The 21,991-nt window shown below is 34.3% G+C and carries 16 protein-coding genes; 12 read left to right on the plus strand and 4 right to left on the minus strand.

Features of this window, described 5'->3' with window-relative positions:
• Positions 1-104 precede the first annotated feature (104 nt).
• Positions 105-1,712, plus strand: coding sequence for a fumarate hydratase (locus EG358_RS02345; RefSeq protein ID WP_076561282.1), 1,608 nt, complete (start codon positions 105-107; stop codon positions 1,710-1,712).
• Positions 1,713-1,893: 181 nt separating this feature from the next.
• Positions 1,894-2,184, plus strand: coding sequence for a hypothetical protein (locus EG358_RS02350; RefSeq protein WP_076561283.1), 291 nt, complete (start codon positions 1,894-1,896; stop codon positions 2,182-2,184).
• A 100-nt stretch (positions 2,185-2,284) separates the two neighbouring features.
• Here EG358_RS02350 and EG358_RS02355 read toward each other — a convergent pair whose 3' ends face one another.
• Positions 2,285-3,175 (minus strand): helix-turn-helix domain-containing protein, encoded by an 891-nt coding sequence (locus tag EG358_RS02355; protein ID WP_076561284.1) that lies wholly within the window; start codon positions 3,173-3,175, stop codon positions 2,285-2,287.
• A gap of 345 nt (positions 3,176-3,520) precedes the next feature.
• Here EG358_RS02355 and EG358_RS02360 point away from each other — a divergent pair, with 345 nt between their 5' ends.
• Complete coding sequence (locus EG358_RS02360; protein WP_076561285.1) at positions 3,521-5,602, plus strand: T9SS type A sorting domain-containing protein; 2,082 nt, start codon at positions 3,521-3,523, stop codon at positions 5,600-5,602.
• A gap of 100 nt (positions 5,603-5,702) precedes the next feature.
• Here the strand turns inward: EG358_RS02360 and trxA are convergent, their stop codons facing one another.
• The 3 genes from trxA to EG358_RS02375 are packed head-to-tail and all read right to left on the minus strand — an operon-like array spanning position 5,703 to position 7,793.
• Entirely contained in the window at positions 5,703-6,002 is a 300-nt protein-coding gene (gene trxA, locus EG358_RS02365; protein ID WP_076561286.1) for a thioredoxin, read from the minus strand.
• A 15-nt stretch (positions 6,003-6,017) separates the two neighbouring features.
• The gene (locus EG358_RS02370; RefSeq protein WP_076561287.1) at positions 6,018-6,383 is read right to left on the minus strand and encodes a rhodanese-like domain-containing protein; all 366 of its coding nucleotides are present in this window, start codon (positions 6,381-6,383) and stop codon (positions 6,018-6,020) included.
• Positions 6,384-7,793 (minus strand): MBL fold metallo-hydrolase, encoded by a 1,410-nt coding sequence (locus tag EG358_RS02375; protein ID WP_076561288.1) that lies wholly within the window; start codon positions 7,791-7,793, stop codon positions 6,384-6,386.
• Positions 7,794-8,079: 286 nt separating this feature from the next.
• On the opposite strand from EG358_RS02375, the gene EG358_RS02380 reads away from it, so the two are divergent.
• The 9 genes from EG358_RS02380 to EG358_RS02420 all read left to right on the plus strand — a co-directional run bounded on the left by EG358_RS02380 (position 8,080) and on the right by EG358_RS02420 (position 21,935).
• On the plus strand, positions 8,080-9,606 hold the full coding sequence (locus EG358_RS02380; RefSeq protein ID WP_076561289.1) for a helicase HerA-like domain-containing protein: 1,527 nt from the start codon (positions 8,080-8,082) through the stop codon (positions 9,604-9,606).
• Between the two features lie 83 nt (positions 9,607-9,689).
• Entirely contained in the window at positions 9,690-11,231 is a 1,542-nt protein-coding gene (locus tag EG358_RS02385; RefSeq protein ID WP_083677057.1) for a T9SS type A sorting domain-containing protein, read from the plus strand.
• A gap of 9 nt (positions 11,232-11,240) precedes the next feature.
• Positions 11,241-13,676, plus strand: a complete 2,436-nt coding sequence (locus EG358_RS02390) for a delta-60 repeat domain-containing protein (protein WP_076561291.1) — start codon at positions 11,241-11,243, stop codon at positions 13,674-13,676.
• Positions 13,676-15,241, plus strand: a complete 1,566-nt coding sequence (locus EG358_RS02395) for a T9SS type A sorting domain-containing protein (RefSeq protein WP_076561292.1) — start codon at positions 13,676-13,678, stop codon at positions 15,239-15,241. The genes EG358_RS02390 and EG358_RS02395 overlap by 1 nt, the downstream gene beginning before the upstream one ends.
• A 151-nt stretch (positions 15,242-15,392) precedes the next feature.
• Complete coding sequence (locus EG358_RS02400; RefSeq protein ID WP_076561293.1) at positions 15,393-16,616, plus strand: 3'-5' exonuclease; 1,224 nt, start codon at positions 15,393-15,395, stop codon at positions 16,614-16,616.
• A 253-nt stretch (positions 16,617-16,869) separates the two neighbouring features.
• Positions 16,870-18,069 (plus strand): diaminopimelate decarboxylase, encoded by a 1,200-nt coding sequence (gene lysA / locus EG358_RS02405; RefSeq protein ID WP_076561294.1) that lies wholly within the window; start codon positions 16,870-16,872, stop codon positions 18,067-18,069.
• A gap of 203 nt (positions 18,070-18,272) precedes the next feature.
• On the plus strand, positions 18,273-20,006 hold the full coding sequence (locus EG358_RS02410) for a thiamine pyrophosphate-dependent enzyme (protein ID WP_076561295.1): 1,734 nt from the start codon (positions 18,273-18,275) through the stop codon (positions 20,004-20,006).
• The gene (locus tag EG358_RS02415) at positions 20,006-21,253 is read left to right on the plus strand and encodes an MFS transporter (protein ID WP_076561296.1); all 1,248 of its coding nucleotides are present in this window, start codon (positions 20,006-20,008) and stop codon (positions 21,251-21,253) included. The genes EG358_RS02410 and EG358_RS02415 overlap by 1 nt, the downstream gene beginning before the upstream one ends.
• Before the next feature lie 199 nt (positions 21,254-21,452).
• Positions 21,453-21,935: an energy transducer TonB gene (locus EG358_RS02420; RefSeq protein ID WP_076561297.1), complete on the plus strand. Its 483-nt coding sequence runs from the start codon at positions 21,453-21,455 to the stop codon at positions 21,933-21,935.
• Positions 21,936-21,991: the final 56 nt, after the last annotated feature.

Here is a 21,991-nt window from a genome sequence, read left to right on the forward strand (position 1 = left end):
TCAAAAACCTCGCAATTTATAATCATTATAAATACAGTTTAAGTCGCTGATTTTGCTCATGTTTTTTCTCGTAAGCCGTATTTTTGCACCGAAATAGAAAGTAAATGGATTTTAAATATCAAGATCCGTATCCAATTTTGAAGGACGATACGGTGTACAAAAAATTAACTTCAGACTACGTTAAGGTTGAAAAGCATGGTGAAAGAGAAATTTTAACGATCGATCCGAAAGGCTTGGAATTATTGGCTGAAGAGGCTATGGCAGATGTTTCTTTTATGCTTCGTTCTTCACATTTAGAAAGTTTAAGAAGAATTATTGACGATCCTGAAGCGACTGATAACGACAGATTTGTTGCTTATAATTTATTGCAAAATGCTGCGGTTGCTGTAGAAGGAGCACTTCCTTCTTGCCAAGATACCGGAACGGCAATTGTGATGGGTAAAAAAGGTGAAAATGTCTACACTGGCGTTGAAGACGGAGAATATTTAAGCAAAGGAATTTACAATACCTACCAAAAAAGAAACTTACGTTATTCTCAAGTAGTTCCTTTAACGATGTTTGATGAGAAAAATTCAGGTTCAAATCTTCCGGCGCAAATTGATATTTATGCTAAAAAAGGGGATTATTACGAGTTTTTATTTTTAACGAAAGGAGGAGGTTCTGCAAACAAAACTTTCCTTTATCAGAAAACTAAATCTTTACTGAACGAAAAATCTCTTGAGGCTTTTGTAAAAGAGAGAATTTCAGATTTGGGAACAGCGGCTTGTCCGCCTTACCATTTAGCTTTGGTTATTGGTGGAACTTCTGCAGAAGCAAATTTGGCTGCCGTGAAAAAAGCATCTGCAAAATATTATGATAATCTTCCGACAGAAGGAAATGAAGCTGGACAAGCGTTCAGAGACTTGGAATGGGAAGCAAAAGTTCAGAAAATTTGCCAGGAAAGTTCAATCGGAGCGCAGTTTGGCGGAAAATATTTAACGCACGACGTTAGGGTAATCAGACTTCCTCGTCACGCTGCTTCTTGTCCGGTCGGAATGGGAGTTTCCTGTTCGGCAGACAGAAATATTAAAGGGAAAATTACGAAAGAAGGGATTTTCCTTGAGCAGTTGGAGCAAGACCCGAAAAGATTTTTACCTGCAACGCCGCCACATTTGGAAGAAGCAGTTGAGATTGATTTGAATAAACCGATGCCTGAAATTTTGGCTGAGCTTTCAAAATATCCAATTAAAACAAGATTAAGATTAAACGGAACTTTGATCGTTGCAAGAGATATTGCTCACGCAAAAATCAAAGAATTGTTGGATGCAGGACAACCGATGCCTGAATATTTCAAAAATCACCCAATCTATTATGCAGGACCTGCAAAAACTCCGGAAGGCATGGCTTCAGGAAGTTTCGGACCTACAACTGCAGGAAGAATGGATGTGTATGTAGACGAATTCCAAAGTCACGGCGGAAGTATGGTGATGTTGGCAAAAGGAAATAGAACATCAGATGTAACCAATGCTTGTCATAAATACGGAGGTTTCTACATCGGTTCGATTGGCGGGCCTGCTGCAATCTTGGCGCAAGACAATATTTTGTCGGTTGAGGTCGTTGATTTCCCTGAATTAGGCATGGAAGCCGTAAGAAAAATTGAAGTAAAAGATTTCCCGGCGTTCATTATTACCGATGATAAAGGAAACGATTTCTTCGCCAACCTTGCCCATTAAAATTTTAGGTTAGAAAGTTATATTGAAGAATTTTAGGGTTGCAATTGTAGTCTAATATCTAACATCTAACTTCTAATATCTAATTTAATTAGTTTAAAATAAAAATAAATTGCAAAATTTAGGTTCTATATCTTTTGATGAAAAAGAAAAAAGCCCTACTTTTGCTTAAAATTTAAGAAACATGATGTTATCAGCATTTTGGCCGTTTTACCAATTCCTTTGGACAATTTATTTCGTATGTATGTTCCTTGTAGGATTCTGGTGTATCTTAATGTTTTTCGGTTTTATTATTCCTTTGTGGTTAACTGAAGGTTTGAAAGAATATTTTGGTAAGGTAAAACCTTTTGATCCTGAGCAGATTAGAAGTAAATTGCTTACTGAGCAAGAAGGCGTTGAAGTGATTTTCAGCCAGCCTAAAGGTCACGGTCCTTTCATTCACGATAGCCACGGGCACGATCACGGACATCATTAATTGATTGTCATTGCTTTCTCACACGAATTCCGAGAAAGTAATATCAAAGCAAAACAACATATATTAAACCACTAATTTATTTTAGTGGTTTTTCTTTTTTTTACCCTAATCTCAGCTTTTCAGGCGATACCCCGAATTTCTTCTTAAATGCACGGGTAAAATTCTGAACATATTCATAACCGCATTCTATTGCAATCTCTTTAATCATAATTTGATTATTGATGATCATCTTTTTTGCTTTCAGCATTCTGAGCTCTGAAATGTAGTTTACAATTGTCGTGTGGTAATGTTCTTTAAATTCTTTTCTCAATTTACTTTGATTAATACCTAAGATTTTAGATATCTCTTCGATTTTCAAGTTTTTATGATAATTTTCGTCTAAAAATTTTTTGATGGCTTCAGGAGTTTTTGAATGATCATCGCTGTTGTCTTTTTCTTTAAACTGTTCAAAAATGAGAACAAGCAATTTTATGATTTTAGCTTCAATAAAAAGTTTCTGCATTACCCCTTTTTTAGAATATCCCGAAATTTCCTTTAAGATCATGTGCATTTCCACAGTCATATTGGGAGGAGTTTCTTTGTGAAGAAAAATGAAACTGTTATTCTTCATATTGTTCAGTATTTCAGTACTTTCGGTGTTAGAATTAGGATCTATTAAATTAAAAACGTATTGATAATTAATCTGTATCTGAAGGTATTTTAAGACGTCCTGATTTTCTGTCCACAATTCTGCACGGTGTTCGGCAGAAGAATAATGAAGAATGTATTGATTTTTTTTGAATTTTAAATGAGTTCCACAATCTGAAGCCAGTAAATTGATATTCGGACTCAGAAAAAACAAAAGATTAAAACTGGATTCTCCTTCAATGAAATGAGATTTTAAATAATTTCCAGTTGTTTCATCTTCACTGAAAACAACCTTAATGTCCTCAGATTTAAATAGTAAACCTCTTTTGGATCGATCTATTTCTTTCGCTGTTTTCGTTCTCATATGTAAGTAAAAGATTCCATTCAATAATTAATCTCATTCAATAATGGGATAAAAACTAAATTTGGAACAAAATTAAATTAAATTTAGAATAAATAAAAATAAAATTATCTTTTTGAAATTTTATTTGCGAACCAGATCTCATCAGCTAGAATAATCTAAAGCGAAAACCAACGATTTTAATATAATTTTAAACATGATCAATTTTGTTTTATACTTAAGTGTTTGAATATTGCAATAATCATCGGGATAACTAAAAGGTTGGATATGATAATTGATTTGCTGTAATCAAGAGTAATTTTGCCGAAAATTAAAATATAATTTAGAATAAATAAAAATAAATTATTTATGTTTAAAAATTTACAATTAAAAGCAAAAAAACTTGGAGCCGCCATCGGTTTTTTAATATTGGCGATGAGCTCAACTCATGCTCAGCAATGGGAAGATGTGGGTTCTACGGGGAGTATTTCTACTGGTGGAAGTAGTTATAATAACCTGGCGATTGATGCTCAGGGAAATTATTATGTTTCGTACTATGATGTTTTAGTCACAAAAGGCTCGGTACAGAAATTTAACGGGACCTCTTGGTCATATGTTGGAGGAAATGCAGGAATTACTACTGCTACAGCAACATACAATTCTCTTTCTTTAGATACTTCGGGAAATGTATATTATACCAATCAATGGGGTTATCCTAATTCGGGTATGGAAGTAAGAAAATTTAATGGAACATCTTGGAGTTTACTTCCGCTTCCATTTACAGATACAACTAATTATCAGGCATCAGCAGTAGCTCCGAATGGTATTCCGTATGTGTATGCATCTGTGGGTTCAGGAACGGTAAAAAGATTGGTGAACGGAGCTTGGGAACAAGTAGGTCCTACAAATATTGCCGGTGCAAATCCAACGCACGCAGAAATGGTTATCGGAACAAATGGAAAAGTGTATGTTTGTCATATAGCTTCCGGAGTAAGAGTTTTTGAAAATAGCTTGACGGCTTATTCAACTGATGCATGGATTTTAGTGGGTGGAACTTTAGTAGGAAGTGCTTTTACAGAAGGGGCAAACGCAACTTCAGATATTGCGATTGGCTCAGACAATACTTTATATGTCGTATATTCATCTACAGCAGCAAATAACAGAAAACTGAATGTAAAGAAATTCGATGGAACAAATTGGGTACAGATTGGTAACACCGACTTTGGTATTTCAAATGACTTATATAATGTTTCTATTGCTGTTACTCCTTCCGGTAAACTGTACACCGTAGCAAGTGGGTGGGCTGTAAACGGTGGAAAAAACACCGTATATCAATATAATTCGGTATCTAATGTTTGGGAAACATTCGGAGGCGATTTTGTATCGGATGATACTGCTTTATACAATGATTTACAATACGACGCTGTAAACAATACATTGGTTCTTACTTATTCTCAAAATGGAGTAAGGGTAAAAAGAGTTCAATTATCAAATAACACTCCGGGGTGTAATAATGCTGATCCAGGAATCAATCCGGGAGATACAAGTTGTGTAACTTTTACTTACAAAGGTCAACAAGTAACTTATACAACAGTAAGAGGTGCAGATGGAAAAGTTTGGCTTCAGCAGAACCTAGGAAGTAGACAAGTTGCAACGGCAATGGCCGATACCGAGTCTTACGGAGATCTTTTCCAGTGGGGAAGATGGGATGATGGTCATCAAAACAGAAATTCTGCTACAACAACAGTTCCTACAACCAATAATCCTACAGGTCTTTCCGGTATTACATCATTTATTTTAGGGAACAGTCCTGCATGGTGGTCAACAAATGCTTTGAGTGATCTTTGGAACGGGGCAAATACTTCAGCAATAACTTCTGAAGTGAGTGTTGATCCTTGTAAAGCAATCGGTGCAGGTTGGAAATTACCTTCTCAGGCTGATTGGGTAGCTGCTGTAGGAGCAGAAGGAATGTCTAGTGCGGCCAATGCATTTACAAGCAAATTAAAATTACCGGCGGCAGGTTATAGAAGCCAAAGTACGGGCGGATTTACTTATGTGGGCGAAAGAGGATATTATTGGAGTGGAGATGTTGCCAATTCTGGAGGAAAATATTTATATAATTCTACATCGTTAGCGAATCCAAATTCTGGCGGACCAAGAGCTCAAGGCCAATCTGTAAGATGTATAAAAGACGTTACCACAGGTTTAGGAACTTCTGATATTAGAAAAATTGCTGTAGGAATTTATCCAAACCCAACCAACGGTATTTTAAATATTAAAACAGACTCTGATATTGATAAAGTAAACGTTACCAATGTAGTAGGACAAAAAATGAATGTTCAGTTTTCAAATAACCAAATCAATATGGAGCAGCTTCAGAAAGGAGTTTATATTGTTGAATTACAATTGAAAAACGGACAAAAAATATCTAAAAAAGTAATTAAAAACTAATTCGTATTTTCGAATTTGAAAGTGTTTCATAAAAAAATGAAAGGCTTAGATTCTAAAATCTAAGCCTTTTTTTATAAGCCAGTATTTAGGCTAAATATTATTACATAAACTGTTCCAACAGTTGGGTCAATCGATTGACGTCATGCACACCACTTTCTTTATACAGTAATTCTCCTTTTTTGAAAACTGCCAAAGTAGGAACGCCTCGTACATTGTATTGTGAAGCGATTGCGGGATATTGATCAACATCAATTTTTATAATTCTGGCCTTTTCGCCAACATTTTCTTTTACTGTATTCAGAACCGACGACTGCACCTTGCATGGTTGACACCAAGTAGCAAAAAAATCGATAAGTACCGGTCTTTCAGAATCTATTATTTCTTGGAATTTTTGAGACATTGTATTTCGTTTTTATTATTTTTCTTCCTGAATGGCTTTTACATTTTTCCAGGTCGTACCATCATAAACGTCAACTCCTTTTTTCTTCAAAATTTCTACAGCTTGGTCTGCCTGTATACCTTTGTTGCAAAAAACGACTACTTTTTTGCCTTTTAGCGAATCTATATTGTTGCTTAACTCAGCCAACGGAATATTCACGGCATCTTTTGCCGTAGCTTCAGCATATTGCTCTGGAATTCTCACATCAACCAAAACTACATCAGCGCTATTTACAACCTGTTTAATGTCGGTTTGAACAGTATTTTCTGGTAAAACTTGTGTTTTGCAGCTGCTTAGCGCAAATACTGAAATCAGAATTAACGCATTTACTTTTACTCTCATTTATAAAGTTTTAGATTGGCATACAAAATCTGAAACAGGAAGTTTTTCTGTTTTTTTTATGCCGTTAAAGCCACCTTCGATTTCGGTGAAGTTTCTGATTCCGTGTGAGTTGAGGATGCTTGCTGCGATCATGCTTCTGTAGCCTCCTGCGCAATGTAAAAAGAAATGTTCAGAGTCATCAATGGTAGAAACCCAGTCGCTGATCGTATCCAAAGGCCTGCTGTAAGCATTATCAATATGTTCAGCTGAATATTCGCCAATCTTTCTTACATCAATCACTTTTGAATTTTCATTAAATGCTTCTGCGAATTCGCTAGGAGAAATTCTTTTTATTTCGTCTATTTCTTTCGTTGAGTTTTTCCATGCTTCAAAACCTCCTTTTAAGTATCCTAAAACATGATCAAAACCAACTCTGCTTAATCTTGTGATTACTTCTTCTTCAGTTCCTTCATCAGCCACCAGCAATAAAGGATGTTTTACGTCTACAATCAGACTTCCTACCCACGGTGCAAAATCACCTTTTAAACCAATATTGATCGCATTTGGAATAAAGCCTTTATGAAAATCTGCAGGGCTTCTTGTATCTAAAATCAAAGCTCCGGTTTCTTCGGCAAAACTTTCAAAATCTTCTACTGAAACGGGGTTTAAACCTCTGTTCATCACAGTGTCTAAACTGTCGTAGCCGCCTTTATTCATGGCAACATTCATTCCGAAATATTTTGGAGGCGCTGTCAATCCGTCTAATACTTCTCTTATGAAAGATTCTTTATCAGGTTGATTCAGAGCATAATTTGTTCTTTTTTGGTTTCCTAAACTATCTACCGTTTCTTTCTGCATGTTTTTTCCGCAGGCAGAACCCGCTCCATGAGCCGGATAAACCGTAATGCTGTCGTCTAAAGGAAGGATTTTACTGTGTAAACTTTCGTATAAAATTCCCGCAAGATCTTCCTGGGTTACACTTCCTGCTTTCTGAGCAAGATCAGGACGGCCGACATCACCTAGAAACAAGGTGTCACCAGTAAAAATAGCAGTTTCTACACCGTTTTCATCAATCAAAAGGTAGGTTGTACTTTCCATCGTATGACCTGGGGTGTGAAGTACTTTTATCTTAATGTTTCCAATTTCAAAAATCTGGTTGTCTTCAGCGATAATAGCTTCAAATTCAGGCTGTGCAGTAGGTCCGTAAACAATCGGAGCATCTGTTTTTTTGCTTAAATCTAAATGTCCGGAAACAAAATCTGCATGAAAATGAGTTTCAAAAATATATTTTAAAGTGACATTGTCTTTTTCCAGGCGGTCGAGATATGGTTTTACTTCTCTTAGCGGATCTATGATTGCTGCTTCATTTTCCGATACGATATAATATGCACCTTGTGCAAGACAGCCTGTATATATTTGCTCAATTTTCATTGATTCTTATTTAAAATGATTATAAAGATACAAAGTAATGGATTAATTAGAAAGAAATGACAATTCTGAATGATAGTTTTTCTCAATCTCAAAAATTTGCTTATGTTAATATTTTAGTCAAGACATTCACTATCAATTGAAAAGATTCTATATTTATTGTGAAAGAAAACAAACTGTTTTAAATCATATTAAACAGAAATCATTTTAAGTTTAATTTATTAAGAAATTAATTCGGGAGGTTCAGATCTTTACAAAAATATTTATCTTTAGGTATTAAAAAAATCAAATGGCTGACAAAACAAAATTTATTGAAGAACTTTCGACAAGATATACTCCAAAAGGAGAGCATATAATTTTAGGAAAAGCAATGTTGGATGGTGAAGTAGTCACCGAAGTCAACGTTACGATTCCTTTAAAAACCGTCAACCGTCATGGGCTGATTGCCGGAGCTACAGGAACCGGAAAAACAAAAACACTTCAGGTTTTCGCCGAGCAGCTTTCTCACGCCGGAATTCCGTCTTTGGTTTTAGATATTAAGGGCGATTTTTCTGGAATTGCAGAATCGGGACAAATGAATTCTATCATTGAAGAACGTTATGCAAAAACTGAGCTTCCGTACAATCCGCAAGCTTTTCCGGTTGAGTTGATGAGTATTTCCGGCGGAAAAGGAGTGAAATTGCGTGCAACGGTTACAGAATTTGGTCCTGTTTTGTTAAGCAAGATTTTAGAACTAAATGATACGCAACAAAGCATCATGTCGATTGTTTTTAAATATTGTGATGACAAAGGTTTGCCTTTAATTGATTTAAATGATCTGAAAAAAGTTCTGCAATATGTAACTGATAATCCGGAAGGTAAAGCAGAATTGTCGGCTAATTACGGATCTATATCGCCTGCATCTTTAGGAGCTATTTTAAGATCTATCGTTGCGCTGGAACAGCAAGGTGCGGCAGATTTTTTTGGTGAATTGAGTTTTGATGTTCATGATTTGCTTGAAATACGTGACGGAAAAGGGGTTGTTAACATTTTAAGAGTTGCGGACATTCAAAATAAACCACAACTGTTTTCAACATTTATGCTTTCGCTTTTTGCTGAAATTTATATGACTCTCCCAGAAGAGGGCGACAGTGGAAAGCCAAAATTGGTTTTGTTTATCGATGAAGCTCATTTGATTTTTGACGAAGCTTCGAAAGCTTTGGCTTCTCAGATCGAAACGATGGTAAAACTGATTCGTTCGAAAGGGGTTGGTATTTATTTTATCACTCAAATTCCGGGTGATGTTCCAGAAAATGTGCTTTCGCAATTAGGCTTAAAAATTCAGCATGCGCTGAGAGGTTTTACTGCAAAAGATAAAAAAGAGATTTCTAAAGCTGTAGAAAATTATCCAACCACAGAATTTTACAATGCTTCCGAACTCATTCAGAATTTAGGAATTGGTGAAGCTTTTATCACAGCTTTGGATGAAAAAGGGATTCCGACGCCTTTGGTTCATACTTATTTGATTTCACCAGAATCAAGAATGGATGTGTTGAATGATGCTGAAGTTTCTGAATTGACATCAAAGTCTGCTCTGGTTTCAAAATATGAAAAGCCAATCGACAGAGAATCTGCCTACGAAATTTTAGTTAAAAGAATGGAACTCGCAGTTCAGAATTCTGCGCCTACACAAAAAACAAAACCGGTAAAAGAACAGCCGGGAATGTTTGAGCAAGTATTAAAAAGCAGTGCAGGAAGAACTTTTGCCAATACATTAATGAGAGAAGGTGCAAAAGCTATTTTGGGAATGTTTGGCTTGGGAAGAAAGACGAGGTAAATATTTGATTAACAATATCTAACTTCGTTTCGGTTTTTTTCTTATTTTTATAGAAATTATTTCAAACACAATTAAAAACACAGATGAGAACACAATTAACTATTGTGCTCATGTCGCTTTTTGTTTTAAAAGCGAATGGGCAGAGTCAGCTCTTAGACTCAAATTTCAACGGCATAGGTTTTTTACAAACCGATTATAAAGCCAAAAGCTTTGATAATATTTCAAATATTAAATTATCCAATAATTCAATTTATTCTATCGGAGAAGTTTCTCTTCAAGATTATAAGTTTTATGAGAGCGGTTTTGGCGTTTTAAAACACAGCCTTACTTCCGGGCTGGATAATTCGTTTGGATATCAGGGAAAAGCTCACTATTATTTCGACTCTTATCACAGATCTACAGCCACTAAAGATATTTACGAATATGCAGATGGTTCATTACTTATTCTTTCCGAGCAGGGTTTAATTAAAATAAACCAAAACGGTGTTCTTGATGATAATTTTGGATTTAATGGAAAGAAACACTTTGAACCGATACCAAATTTAGAATTTAATAAATTGCTGATCCTGCCAAACGGCAAGATTTATATTTTTGGAAAAAAAGGAGATGATTTGTGTATAGAAAAATATAATGCAGATGGTTTCCTTGATTTTTCTTTTGGAAATCAGGGAACTATTACTTTGGATTTAGGAACAGTTGAGAGTATTAATGACGCACAACTCTTAAATGATGGTAAAATTTTAATTGTTGGGTATAGTCAAAAGCAAATTAATAACAATCCCACAATTGTTACAAGATATAATATTATCAGAAAAGTAAATCTAGATGGAATGATTGATCTAAATTTTGGTTATGATGATGTTCCAAGTATTTATGATAAGCCAGGAGTTTTTAAGAAAGTAATCTTAGACAATTCTAATACTTATGCTTACATTATTACTCAGATAAATGATTGCGATCACAGAATATTAAGATTTGATTTGCAATCTCAAACGATTTCTAACTTTTTCTATAATCCGAGCGGAAACCCTTGGCTTTGCTGGAGTTTATCTTCACGATATATTATTAATGATATTGTTTTAAATAATAATCAATTATACATAGCTGGAAACGAGTCAATTAGCGGAGGGAATTCAATGTGGATTACACGTTATAATTTGGATGGGAATATTGATATTACTTTTGCAAATCAAGGGAATTTCAATTATTTTATTTATGATGGATCTGCTACTTCACCATCAGATTCACCGGTTAATTTGCAAAGTATTCAAATTGCATCAGATGGGAGTATATATGGAGGAGGAAGATTTAATTCAGATTTTTTAGTATTTAAAATTTTAAAATCAATCAATTTAAGTACAGATGATATAAACGGAGAGGATAATATTTTGAAAGTTTATCCGAACCCTGTACGGGACTTTTTATATGCCAATACAAAAAGCATTAAAACTAATATTGTGATTTCTGTATATGATATGTCCGGAAAATTGGTGAAAAAGCAAACATTTGACTCTGGTTATGATAATAAAGTTGCAATTAATCTTTCTGATTTAGTTACAGGGAATTATGTAGTGAAATATGAAGCTAATGGCTTCTTAAAATCGGTTAGAATTATAAAAAAATAAAAAACACTTATGAAAAAATATTTAAACACACTTCTTTTTACCTTGCCCTTATTAGCATTTTCACAACAGGGAATTTTAGATTCAAATTTCGGATTAGGAGAGTATAATTATGTTGAAAATGAGTTTAAGAGTATTCTTTCGGCAATAAATTATGACAATGATACATTGTATATTGCAGGATATAGTGTGGGAAAAACTGATAATTCTCCACCTTTTCCAGAGGATATGTTTTCAAATAAAGATTCCTTCTTTTTTTATAATTCAGCATCACATAAAACATTGTCTATTCCAGTAGGAGATAATGGTTCTAGAGCAAATTCTATTAAGCATTATGGAAGCAATGTTTATCTTGCCGGCTATGCTAACGACAAAAACAATAAGAATATTGCGATTGTAAAACTTGTTGCAAAGAATGCAACATTGCCCGTTCTTGGAACTTTTAGCAGAGATAATAAAGTGATCACGGATTTTACAAATGATGATGCAGCAAATGCAATTGATATCAAAGATAATAAAATATGGATTGGAGGTAGAGCGGGCGATAAATCAGTAATTGTACGATATAATATTTCTGATGGTTACACAGATAAGACTTTCAATCAAAAAGGCTTTGTTTTTTACACAATCGGAACTAAATCAGAAATAAAAACCTTAAAGATTTTATCAGATAATAAAATCATGATATCGGGAACAGCTAAAAATGGCTCAAACACAGACTTTTTCATTGCAAAATTAAATGCTGACGGAAGCTATGATAATACTTTTGGGATTAATGGAATTAAAACTATTGATTTTTATGGACAAAACGATCAGTTAAACTCAATAAAGATTTTAGACAATGGAAAAGTATTATTAGCAGGATACTGTACAAAAACAGCAACAAATATTGATGCAGCAATTGTCAGATTAAACGCTGATGGGAGTTTGGATACATCTTTCAACGGAACAGGAAAAGTTAGTTTCGATGCAGGAACAAAAGAAGATGTTATTAATTATATTGATGTGAAAATAAATAACTATAATGAAGAAACAATTTACGCTTTAGGATATAAAAAAAGTACTTCCTATAAAGATGTTTTTTATCAACAATTTTATACTGATGGTAATCCAAATCCTCATCCTTATGCAGGAGTTATTCATAATATAAGTTTCTATGATGATTATTTGGTTGCAGGAGCTTTTGGGATTTTGCCTTTGGGCAATTCTGGTGGGGAGATTACAATGTTGGGTAATAGATTTTGTAGAGAAACTATGGGAAGATATATTCAGTTTGGCTCTACACAAAATATTTCGGTCTCACCATCAACTTGTGGACAAGCCAATCCACGCAGTGTGAGTGATGTTAAAATAAGGCAGGATGGCAAAATTTATGTTTTATATCAAAAACAGTTAAAAAGATATTTGAACAACGGAATTTTAGACACATCCTTCGGAAATAACGGAACCTTTACGGATATTGATATTAGTCGTTTTGATTTACTTCCTAATAATAGAATAGTTGCTAATGTTACCAGACCAGGAACAGCGACGCAATCGTACAATATAATGCTTAATGACAGCGGAATGATTATTTACAACTTCGAATTTAAAGATTTTCAAGGAGCAAATCAAATGTACATCAATGGTATGAATTACTCTGCTGTTAAGAATAAAATCTATGCTTACTATTCTACACCTTATTCTACACAACTTCCTAATCCGTTATTATGCAGATATAATTTAGATGGAAGTATTGATACTTCTTTTGCGAATAATAATCAGTATTTACCCATTATAGGCTCTAGTTCTAGTTCTGCTGATGTAGATTTTACTAAAATAGATTTAACAAGCCAGAGAATTGTTACTGTAGATTTCACGACAGATAAAAAAATTATAAAACTATATGATCTTGAAGGGATCCCTGTTATGAATTTTGGAAATAATGGAATTGTAGAGGTTTCTTACACACCGTCTAATGGAAATTTATTTAAAAAAATAGTTTTAGATAATACCAATAACGTCTATCTGATTACTGAGAAAACAGAAAACTTCACTCAGAGAATTGAAATAGAAAAATATAATTCCTCTGGAGTTTTAGATGTAACCTATGGAAGTAATGGAATCTTTTCCTATTCTTATGGTACAGACTCGAATGTTTATTTCTTTGATGTAAAGGTGCAAAGTGATGATAAAATTCTAATTTCGGGCAAAAGAACAAAACAAGGAATATCAGATCATGGGTTTGTTTTTAGATTAAATGGAACCGGTTCTTTTGATACTACATTTGGTGCACAAAATAATGGTTTCTTCTCTGATATGGAAGATAACAATCCTAATGATTTTTTTGAAATTGTAGGTCGAATGGGATTAACATCTGATAATAAAATCATTATTGGAGGGTTTAACAAAACTAGAGGTCCTGGGAGTACTATTACTTATAATGCTAAAATCAAAAAATTAAACTAATGAGAACTAAAGATATTTTTTTATTTATATTGATATTTCCTTTATTTTATTTTTCGCAAAATTCATATCTAGATACGTCATTTAATGGAACTGGAAAATTCTTTCTAGATACAGTTTTTCATTATCCTAATAACAGTACAGAATATATTACGGATGTCGTTGAACAGCCAGATGGCAAAGTGATTTGTTTAGGAACATCACACAGTAGTTCCGGCTTTTTCGAGCCTATTTTTGGTACGGTTTTCAGATTAAATATAGATGGAACTTTGGATAGCTCCTTTGGGAATAATGGCGTTTTTCGCTATTCAACATATATGGCTCAGAAAAATTTGTTCAATGTTACCTCGAAGATTTTACTGCAAAATGATGGAAGTATGATTATTTCTGGTGCAGGATATGAGGAAGGCAGTAATCTTAACAGTGATATTGTATTTTTAAAAATAAACTCGGATGGTTTATTAGACACAACATTTGGAAATAATGGAATTGCCAGATTGCCTTTGATAAGCGGAAATCTTTTAGAGCTTTATGATATGATTAGCCATAACAATGTCATATATGTTGCTGGAAGAATCAGTAATGACGGATTCATCGGAAGCATCAATTTCGATGGTTCAATAAATACAACCTTTAATGGTGTCGGAACATTAATCGTGGATGATGCTAGTACATCTTATAATAACTTCCAGCGATTAAAGATTGTTTCTAATAAATTATTAGCCATAGGATTATCCGAAAACTCAAGTTTTAATGTAAGTCTTTCGATAGCAAGAGTCTTTTTGGATGGAACTATAGATCCTACATATGGAATCGGTGGGATTTCAGTACAGGCTTTAATGGCTGAAGAAAATAAAAAAATTCTTGATTGTGCAATTTTTCCAAATGACAAAATATTTACAATTGTAGGAGGGAACTTTTATCAACTAACGAAATATGGTATTTTAGACACCACTTTCGGAGTAAATGGTTTTATAAAAAATCCTCATAATGAAAATTTTTCAGCAGCTACAATTACTTATGATAAAAAAATCATTCTTTCAAAGTATATTATTGACGGTCCTTTTGTAAATTATCAATTATATAAAACAGTTGGACTAAAGGCAGATTTAACAATAGATTCCGGATATATGAATAACGGACAGGTTCTTACTAATGTTATGGAACCCAATCATTACAATCAGTATCCCGCTAAAGTTGTTTTGTTATCTACTGGAAAAACGCTTGTTGTAGGTTCTGTAACAGTTTTGCCCAACTCCAACGTTCCTAGTATTAAAAATCAAAACTATGTGGTTTTAAGATACATCCGTTCTCCAAATTTGCATACACAAGAAAATTCGAAAAAAATGAAAATTGTTTATCCTACTTTTGTTTCTGATATTGTAAATATTAATACAAAAGAGAGACTTCAAAACATAAAAGTTTACGATGTATCAGGAAGGCAAGTTAAAAATTTTATTAATCCAGATAATAAGATTGATTTAAAAGAATTGAAACTGGGAAATTATATTATACAAGTAACTACTGAAAAATCTTCTTACCAGACCAAAATTACAAAATATAAATAATCTTTTATGATGATATCTGTTTTAACTAATAGTATATAGTTTGAAATCATTTTACTTTTTTTGACGTGATTTTTATTAATTTAGCAGATGTACTTTTGTAAATTTTCAAAAGTTCATGTTTGATAAAAAAATTCAGGTTAAAACGTAATAAATGTATTCAATCATAGATATAGAAAGCAATGGTGCAGGTTTTAGAAAAGAATGCATTATCGATATCGCTATTTTCAGGTATGACGGTCACAAAATTGTAGACCAGTTTATTTCACTCGTAAATCCGGAAAGCGATATTACACCGTTTGTTCAGAAGCTGACTAATATAAGCCCGAAAATGGTGAAAACGGCTCCGAAATTTCACGAATTGGCCAAAAGAGTAGTAGAAATTACCGAAAATACCACTTTAGTAGGTCATAATATTGATTTCGATTACAGAATGCTGCGTCAATCGTTTCAGAGGCTTGGTTATGATTTCAAAATCAATACTTTAGATACAATTCCATTAGCGAAAAAACTGATTCCCGATGAGGTAAGTTATTCATTAAGTAAACTGGTGAAATCTTTGGGTATTCCTTTGGTAAATGCACATCGTGCAGAAGGTGATGCAAGAGCGACTTTAGAATTGTTTAAGCTATTAATCTCAAAAGATACCGAAAACGAGATTATTCAGAAACAGCACGACGAAACCAATGCAAAGACTTATATCAACAAAATAAAACTGTTAACTCAGGATTTGCCAAGCGAAAAAGGTTTTGTTTATTTCCAGAATGAAGCTGGGAAGATTATTTTTTCCGATTATGTGCAGGATATTAATAAGTTTTCTAAAAAGCTTTTTAACTCCAAATCAAAAAAATGGGAACATATTCAGACTGGCGTTGAGCAAATCAATTTTGAATTGACAGGAACCGATATTATTGCCAAGCTGATTTTAAACTCAAAAGGAATAAAAAAGAGGGAAGTATTGCCTTTCGGACTGTATTTCAGAAATGATAAATATTTAGTCGAAAAAAATACATTAAATAAAACCGAAAAACCGATTCTTAAATTCAAAGCTTTTACACAAGGCTCAAAAGCGGTTCAGTTTATCAGTAAAATAGAAGAATTCAAAGATGTCAATGTTTTCAAAAAGAAGATCGATTTCAGAAAACGAAACGAACTTTGGCTGGGAACGGGTAGAAAATTGGGTGAAAAACTATTTCTTATCATTGAAAACGGAAAAGTTACTTCTTATGGTTTTTATGAGTTGTTTACGCAGATTCAGACGATGAGCAAACTTTCAAAGTTAAAACTTGATTTGCCTTTGTCGGCGAACGACCTCATCAATGACTTACAATTGGCTCTGCTAAAGGGTGATTTCGAAACTTTACCGTTACCGAAATAAGAGAACATGTTGTAATAAAATGTCTTTTTATCAAAGAGAAAATACTTTCAAATTAATGTTTGCAAAATAAATAGTATTTTTGCAAGAGAATAAAAAAAGCAATGCAAAATTTTAAACAAAAGAAAACTGGAAAAAAGGGAACTGTAAAGTTCTCTAAGGTTTGGAATATTTAAGGAGTTGCCTTGCATAAAAAATAATTATTGTGGCAGACTCTTTTCGAAGAATCTGCCTTTTTTTATGTAAAATTTAAAATATGAATTCAAAAGAATTATTAAAGATCGCCAATGAATTTGGCACACCGGTGTACGTTTACGACGCAGAATCGATTAAAGTTCAATACGAAAAACTTACATCTTCTTTTTTAAAACACACAAAGTTCTTCTATGCTGCGAAGGCACTGACAAACATCAATATCTTGAAATATGTCAAGAACTTGGGTGCTTCTTTGGATTGTGTATCTATTAATGAAGTTAAATTAGGTCTAAAGGCAGGTTTCACCAAAGAGAAAATCTTATTCACTCCCAATTGTGTCGATTTGGCTGAGATCGAGGAAGCAATGACTCACGGAGTTCACATCAATATCGATAACATATCTATTCTAGAGCAGTTCGGTAATAAATATGGTAACACTTATCCGATTTTGGTAAGAATTAATCCGCATATTTTTGCAGGTGGTAATTACAAAATTTCTACAGGACATATCGATTCTAAATTCGGAATTTCTATTCACCAGGTTCGTCATATTGAAAGAGTGATGAAGTCTACCAATCTGAATGTGGAAGGTCTTCACATGCATACCGGAAGCGAAATTAAAGATCCTGATGTTTTCCTTCAGGCTTTAGAAATTATGTTGGAATTGTCTGAGCATTTCCCTAATCTGAAATATCTGGATATGGGAAGCGGTTTCAAAATTCCTTATCAGGACAGCGAGGAAGAAACCGATGTGAAAACTTTAGGCAAAAAAGTAGAAAAAGTAATTGCAGAATTCTCAAAATCTACCGGAAAGAAATTTGAACTGTGGTTTGAGCCTGGAAAATTCTTGGTTGGAAAAAGCGGATACCTTTTGGTGAAAGCAAATGTCATCAAACAAACTACAGCAACGGTTTTTGTAGGAGTAAATTCAGGATTCAATCATTTGATCCGTCCGATGTTTTACGATTCTTATCACCAGATTGAAAATTTATCTAATCCGAAGGGGGCAGAAAGAATTTACACAGTTGTAGGAAATATTTGTGAAACCGATACTTTTGCTTGGGACAGAAAGCTGAACGAAGTAAGAGAAGGTGATATTTTGGCATTTCATAATGCTGGAGCTTACGGGTTTGAGATGAGTTCCAATTTCAATTCAAGATTAAAACCTGCAGAAGTTCTTTTCTTAGACGGAAAAGCTCATTTGATCAGAAAAAGAGATGAGTTTGAAGATCTTTTGAGAAATCAGATTGAAGTAATTTAAAAATATCAACTCCGTAAGAAATTACGGAGTATTTTTTTATGGTTATAAGAAGGTATTCTAATAAAACTTTAACATTGAGTTCGAGGGAAAATCCTAAATTATTAATTAATTTTGATAGGAATCAATTTTAAAAGAATATTAAATTAACTGATCACGACAATTTCCGTATTTCCATTTGACGAATAATCACCAAAAATATAATTATGGCTAAAAATATAGCTGAGCAAATTGTTGAAATGCTCGAAAATGCGAATGTGAAAAGAATTTACGCTGTAACAGGCGACAGTCTTAATCATCTGAATATTGCCGTTAAAAAAAGCAGTATCGAATGGATTCATGTGAGACATGAGGAAGTTGGGGCTTACGCAGCGGCGGCAGAAGCGGAATTGGATGGTTTTGCAGTTTGTGCAGGAAGCTGCGGTCCGGGACACGTTCATTTAATAAATGGGGTGTATGAAGCGCACCGATCTCATGTTCCGATGTTGGTGATTGCCTCTACAATTCCTAGTGAAGAAATGGGGATGGATTTTTTCCAGGAAACCAATACGATAAAATTATTTGATGATTGCAGTTATTACAATCAGATGATCACCAGACCGGAGCAGGTACAACGAACTCTTCAAACGGCGATTCAACATGCTATTTCTAAAAAAGGAGTTGCAGTAATTGGTCTTCCGGGCGATGTTTCAGAATTGGATGCTGAAGAAGCAACCACTTCCAATCAGATATTTAAAACAAATCCGGTTATTCGACCTTCAGATGAAGAATTGAATCAATTGGCGAATCTAATTAACGAAAGCGAAAAAGTAACGATCTACTGCGGAATCGGAGCAGAAAAGGCAAGTGATGAAGTTATAGAACTTTCAAAATATTTAAAATCTCCGGTAGGATATTCTTTCCGAGGAAAAATGGCAATTCAACCCAATAATCCTAACGAAGTAGGATTGACGGGACTTTTAGGTTTTCCTTCCGCTTATCACGCGATGCATGAAGCTGATTTGTTGTTGCTTTTAGGGACAGATTTTCCATATCAAAAATTTATGCCCGTTAAAAATAAAATCATTCAAATTGATGAAAGTCCGGAACGCTTAGGCAGAAGAGCTAAGCTGGATTTGGGATTAACAGGAGACGTTAAAGAAACAATAAAAGCATTATTGCCTTTACTAAAAGAAAAAACAGATGTTCATTTCCTTAATCAACAGTTGGAGTTTTATGAAAAAGTAAAAGAACAACAGTTGACGTATGTGAAAGATTTCGGAAAAGAAGATGCTATTCAACCGGAATATGTAGCTCATACTTTAGATAAATTAGCAAAAAAAGATGCGATTTTTACAGTAGACACAGGAATGTGCTGTGTTTGGGGAGCAAGATTTATTACAGGAACAGGCGAGCGTAAAATGTTGGGCTCATTCAATCATGGCTCTATGGCGAATGCAATGCCAATGGCGATTGGTGCTTCTTTGGCTCATCCGGATCGACAGGTGATTGCGATGTGTGGAGACGGCGGTTTATCGATGTTATTAGGAGATATGGCGACTATTTTTCAGTATAAACTTCCGGTAAAATTGATTGTTTTTAACAACAGAGCGCTTGGAATGGTAAAGCTGGAAATGGAAGTTGGCGGAATGCCCGATAATGAAACCGATATGATTAACCCTGATTTTGGAATGATCGCACAGGCGATGGGTTACCCCGGGAAAAATGTTCATAAACCAGAAGAAGTTGAGACAGCTATTAATGATTGCCTTCAGCATGACGGACCTTATTTATTAAATATTTTCACAAATCCTAATGCATTGGCGCTTCCTCCAAAAATTGAATTTGATCAGGTGATCGGGATGACAAAGTCTATGGCTCAGTTGATGCTCGGCGGTAAAATGGAAGAAGCTTTAGAAACCGTTAAAACCAATTATAAACATATTAAAGGATTATTGTAATGAGTGGTTCTTTAAAGAAATTCTATATTATTGCGTGGGCAATTGGTTTGATTTTTTACTTTTTAGATTATGTAATACGGTCTGCTCCTGCAGTAATGATTCCTCAATTGGTTGATAATTTTAATACAACCGAGCTGAAACTCATCAGCATGATAGGAACTTATTATTACACGTATTCTACATGCAGCTTAATTGCCGGCATTGCTTTAGATAAATTCGGTGCAAAAAAATCTCTTTTCGTTGGAACCTTAATTCTGGGAATTGGTTGCTTGTTGTTTTTGCTTTCAACTCAGGTTGCAGGAGTTTCGGGAAGACTTTTGCAGGGAGCGGGATGCGCATTTGCTTTTCCTGGATGTGTTTATCTTGCGAGTAAAGGTTTTTCGTCAAAATCTTTAGCGACAGCGATTGGTTTTACGCAATGTATAGGAATGTTAGGCGGAACTGCCGGGCAATTTGTAGTAGGACCTTGGATAGAAGAGGGTGTTAATATTTATACATTTTGGCTTTGGTCAGGAATTGCAACGATTATTACCGCTTTCGGTCTCTTCTTTATTATTCCCAGTGAAAAAAAAGCGAAGGATTTAGAGGCGACTCAAAGTCAACATATCGGGTATTTAGAACCATATAAAATCGTTTTTAAAAATCCTCAATCCTGGCTTTGCGGGATTACTTCAGGGTTACTTTTTGCTCCGACAACGATATTTGCCATGACTTGGGCGGTTGCTTTTTTCGAGAAAGATAAACAGTTTGTTTTTCATGATGCAGCAATTACGAGCGCGATGGTTGCTTTTGGCTGGGTTTTCGGATGTCCTTTACTTGGTTTTATTACCGATAAAATAGGCCGAAGAAAGCCTGTTTTGATTGGTGGTGCCGTTCTGATGATCATTAGCTTATTACAGTTGATTTACCTGCCAGATTTATATCCTGCCAAAATAAGCATGTTTATTTTTGGAATAGGTTCAGGAGCGGCGATGATTCCGTATTCTGTAATTAAAGAGGCCAATCCGGATTATGTAAAAGGAAGTGCTACGGGAGCTATTAATTTTATCACTTTTGGAGTCACCACTTTATTAAGCCCTATTTTCAGCAAATGGTTTGGGGAAAGTTTGGGGAAAGTTTCTTCTGGCGATCTGCATTTTCAGCATTCCGTATTATTCTGGATTGGCGGAATTGTTTTGGCGATTATTGTTTCGCTAATGCTTAAGGAAACAGGAAGTAAGGTTCAGATTAATAATGAAATAGGATAAGAATCTGTTTGAATTTCATTAAAGGTACTCCCTTTAGAGCCGAGGAAATAATTTTAAAGGCATTTTCTTTACTCCAACTCTAAAGGGCGGAAAGATGTCGTGAAAATTCATCAAATTACTCCCTTTAAGGCAGGGGGAAATAATTTGATGAAATTTAAACAAACTCTAGGTCTCTTTTAGCTAAATTTTAAAAAATCCAATGAAAACACTTGTATTATTTATCGGACTAATTGCTGCAAATTTTGCAATGGCACAGGATCTAGAAGACAGAGACGAGTCATTTATTGTCGAAAACAATAAAAATCTTTTAAAAATAGACATTAAAGAACCTTTTTTGCAAGTTGCAGTGAAGGGTTGCAACGATTTTCAGGTAGCGAGTTTTGAAGGTGGAGCTGCGGCTTATAAAGAGATTCTCAGAAAATATATGTACACGTATCTCAATTCAGATTTTTATACTTTGACCGGTGATTTTACATTTACCTTGACTATTGATGCAATGGGTAAAGTAGTCGATGTAACAGGAGAACCGAAAGTGTTGAACAGTGAAGTCTTCTTTGATGACATGCAATATGTGGTAAGAAGAATAAAAAAAGACTGGAAACCTGCAATGTGTAACGGACAGCCTGTAAAATCTGAAATGAAACTGAAGATGAGCTTCTCATCATTATCTGCCGACATGTAATTTGATAAAAATATTTTTTTCAAATTTTTAATGAAACCATTTTAGTGATTAATTAT

The organism is Chryseobacterium indoltheticum (genome assembly GCF_003815915.1).
Lineage (GTDB): Bacteria > Bacteroidota > Bacteroidia > Flavobacteriales > Weeksellaceae > Chryseobacterium > Chryseobacterium indoltheticum.

What these genes read in the sequence shown, in the direction of transcription:
- EG358_RS02345 (WP_076561282.1), top strand. Translation starts at nt 105, where the DNA reads ATGGATTTTAAATATCAAGATCCGTATCCAATTTTGAAGGACGATACG.
- EG358_RS02350 (WP_076561283.1), top strand. Translation starts at nt 1,894, where the DNA reads ATGATGTTATCAGCATTTTGGCCGTTTTACCAATTCCTTTGGACAATT.
- EG358_RS02355 (WP_076561284.1), bottom strand. Translation starts at nt 3,175, where the DNA reads ATGAGAACGAAAACAGCGAAAGAAATAGATCGATCCAAAAGAGGTTTA.
- EG358_RS02360 (WP_076561285.1), top strand. Translation starts at nt 3,521, where the DNA reads ATGTTTAAAAATTTACAATTAAAAGCAAAAAAACTTGGAGCCGCCATC.
- trxA (WP_076561286.1), bottom strand. Translation starts at nt 6,002, where the DNA reads ATGTCTCAAAAATTCCAAGAAATAATAGATTCTGAAAGACCGGTACTT.
- EG358_RS02370 (WP_076561287.1), bottom strand. Translation starts at nt 6,383, where the DNA reads ATGAGAGTAAAAGTAAATGCGTTAATTCTGATTTCAGTATTTGCGCTA.
- EG358_RS02375 (WP_076561288.1), bottom strand. Translation starts at nt 7,793, where the DNA reads ATGAAAATTGAGCAAATATATACAGGCTGTCTTGCACAAGGTGCATAT.
- EG358_RS02380 (WP_076561289.1), top strand. Translation starts at nt 8,080, where the DNA reads ATGGCTGACAAAACAAAATTTATTGAAGAACTTTCGACAAGATATACT.
- EG358_RS02385 (WP_083677057.1), top strand. Translation starts at nt 9,690, where the DNA reads ATGAGAACACAATTAACTATTGTGCTCATGTCGCTTTTTGTTTTAAAA.
- EG358_RS02390 (WP_076561291.1), top strand. Translation starts at nt 11,241, where the DNA reads ATGAAAAAATATTTAAACACACTTCTTTTTACCTTGCCCTTATTAGCA.
- EG358_RS02395 (WP_076561292.1), top strand. Translation starts at nt 13,676, where the DNA reads ATGAGAACTAAAGATATTTTTTTATTTATATTGATATTTCCTTTATTT.
- EG358_RS02400 (WP_076561293.1), top strand. Translation starts at nt 15,393, where the DNA reads ATGTATTCAATCATAGATATAGAAAGCAATGGTGCAGGTTTTAGAAAA.
- lysA (WP_076561294.1), top strand. Translation starts at nt 16,870, where the DNA reads ATGAATTCAAAAGAATTATTAAAGATCGCCAATGAATTTGGCACACCG.
- EG358_RS02410 (WP_076561295.1), top strand. Translation starts at nt 18,273, where the DNA reads ATGGCTAAAAATATAGCTGAGCAAATTGTTGAAATGCTCGAAAATGCG.
- EG358_RS02415 (WP_076561296.1), top strand. Translation starts at nt 20,006, where the DNA reads ATGAGTGGTTCTTTAAAGAAATTCTATATTATTGCGTGGGCAATTGGT.
- EG358_RS02420 (WP_076561297.1), top strand. Translation starts at nt 21,453, where the DNA reads ATGAAAACACTTGTATTATTTATCGGACTAATTGCTGCAAATTTTGCA.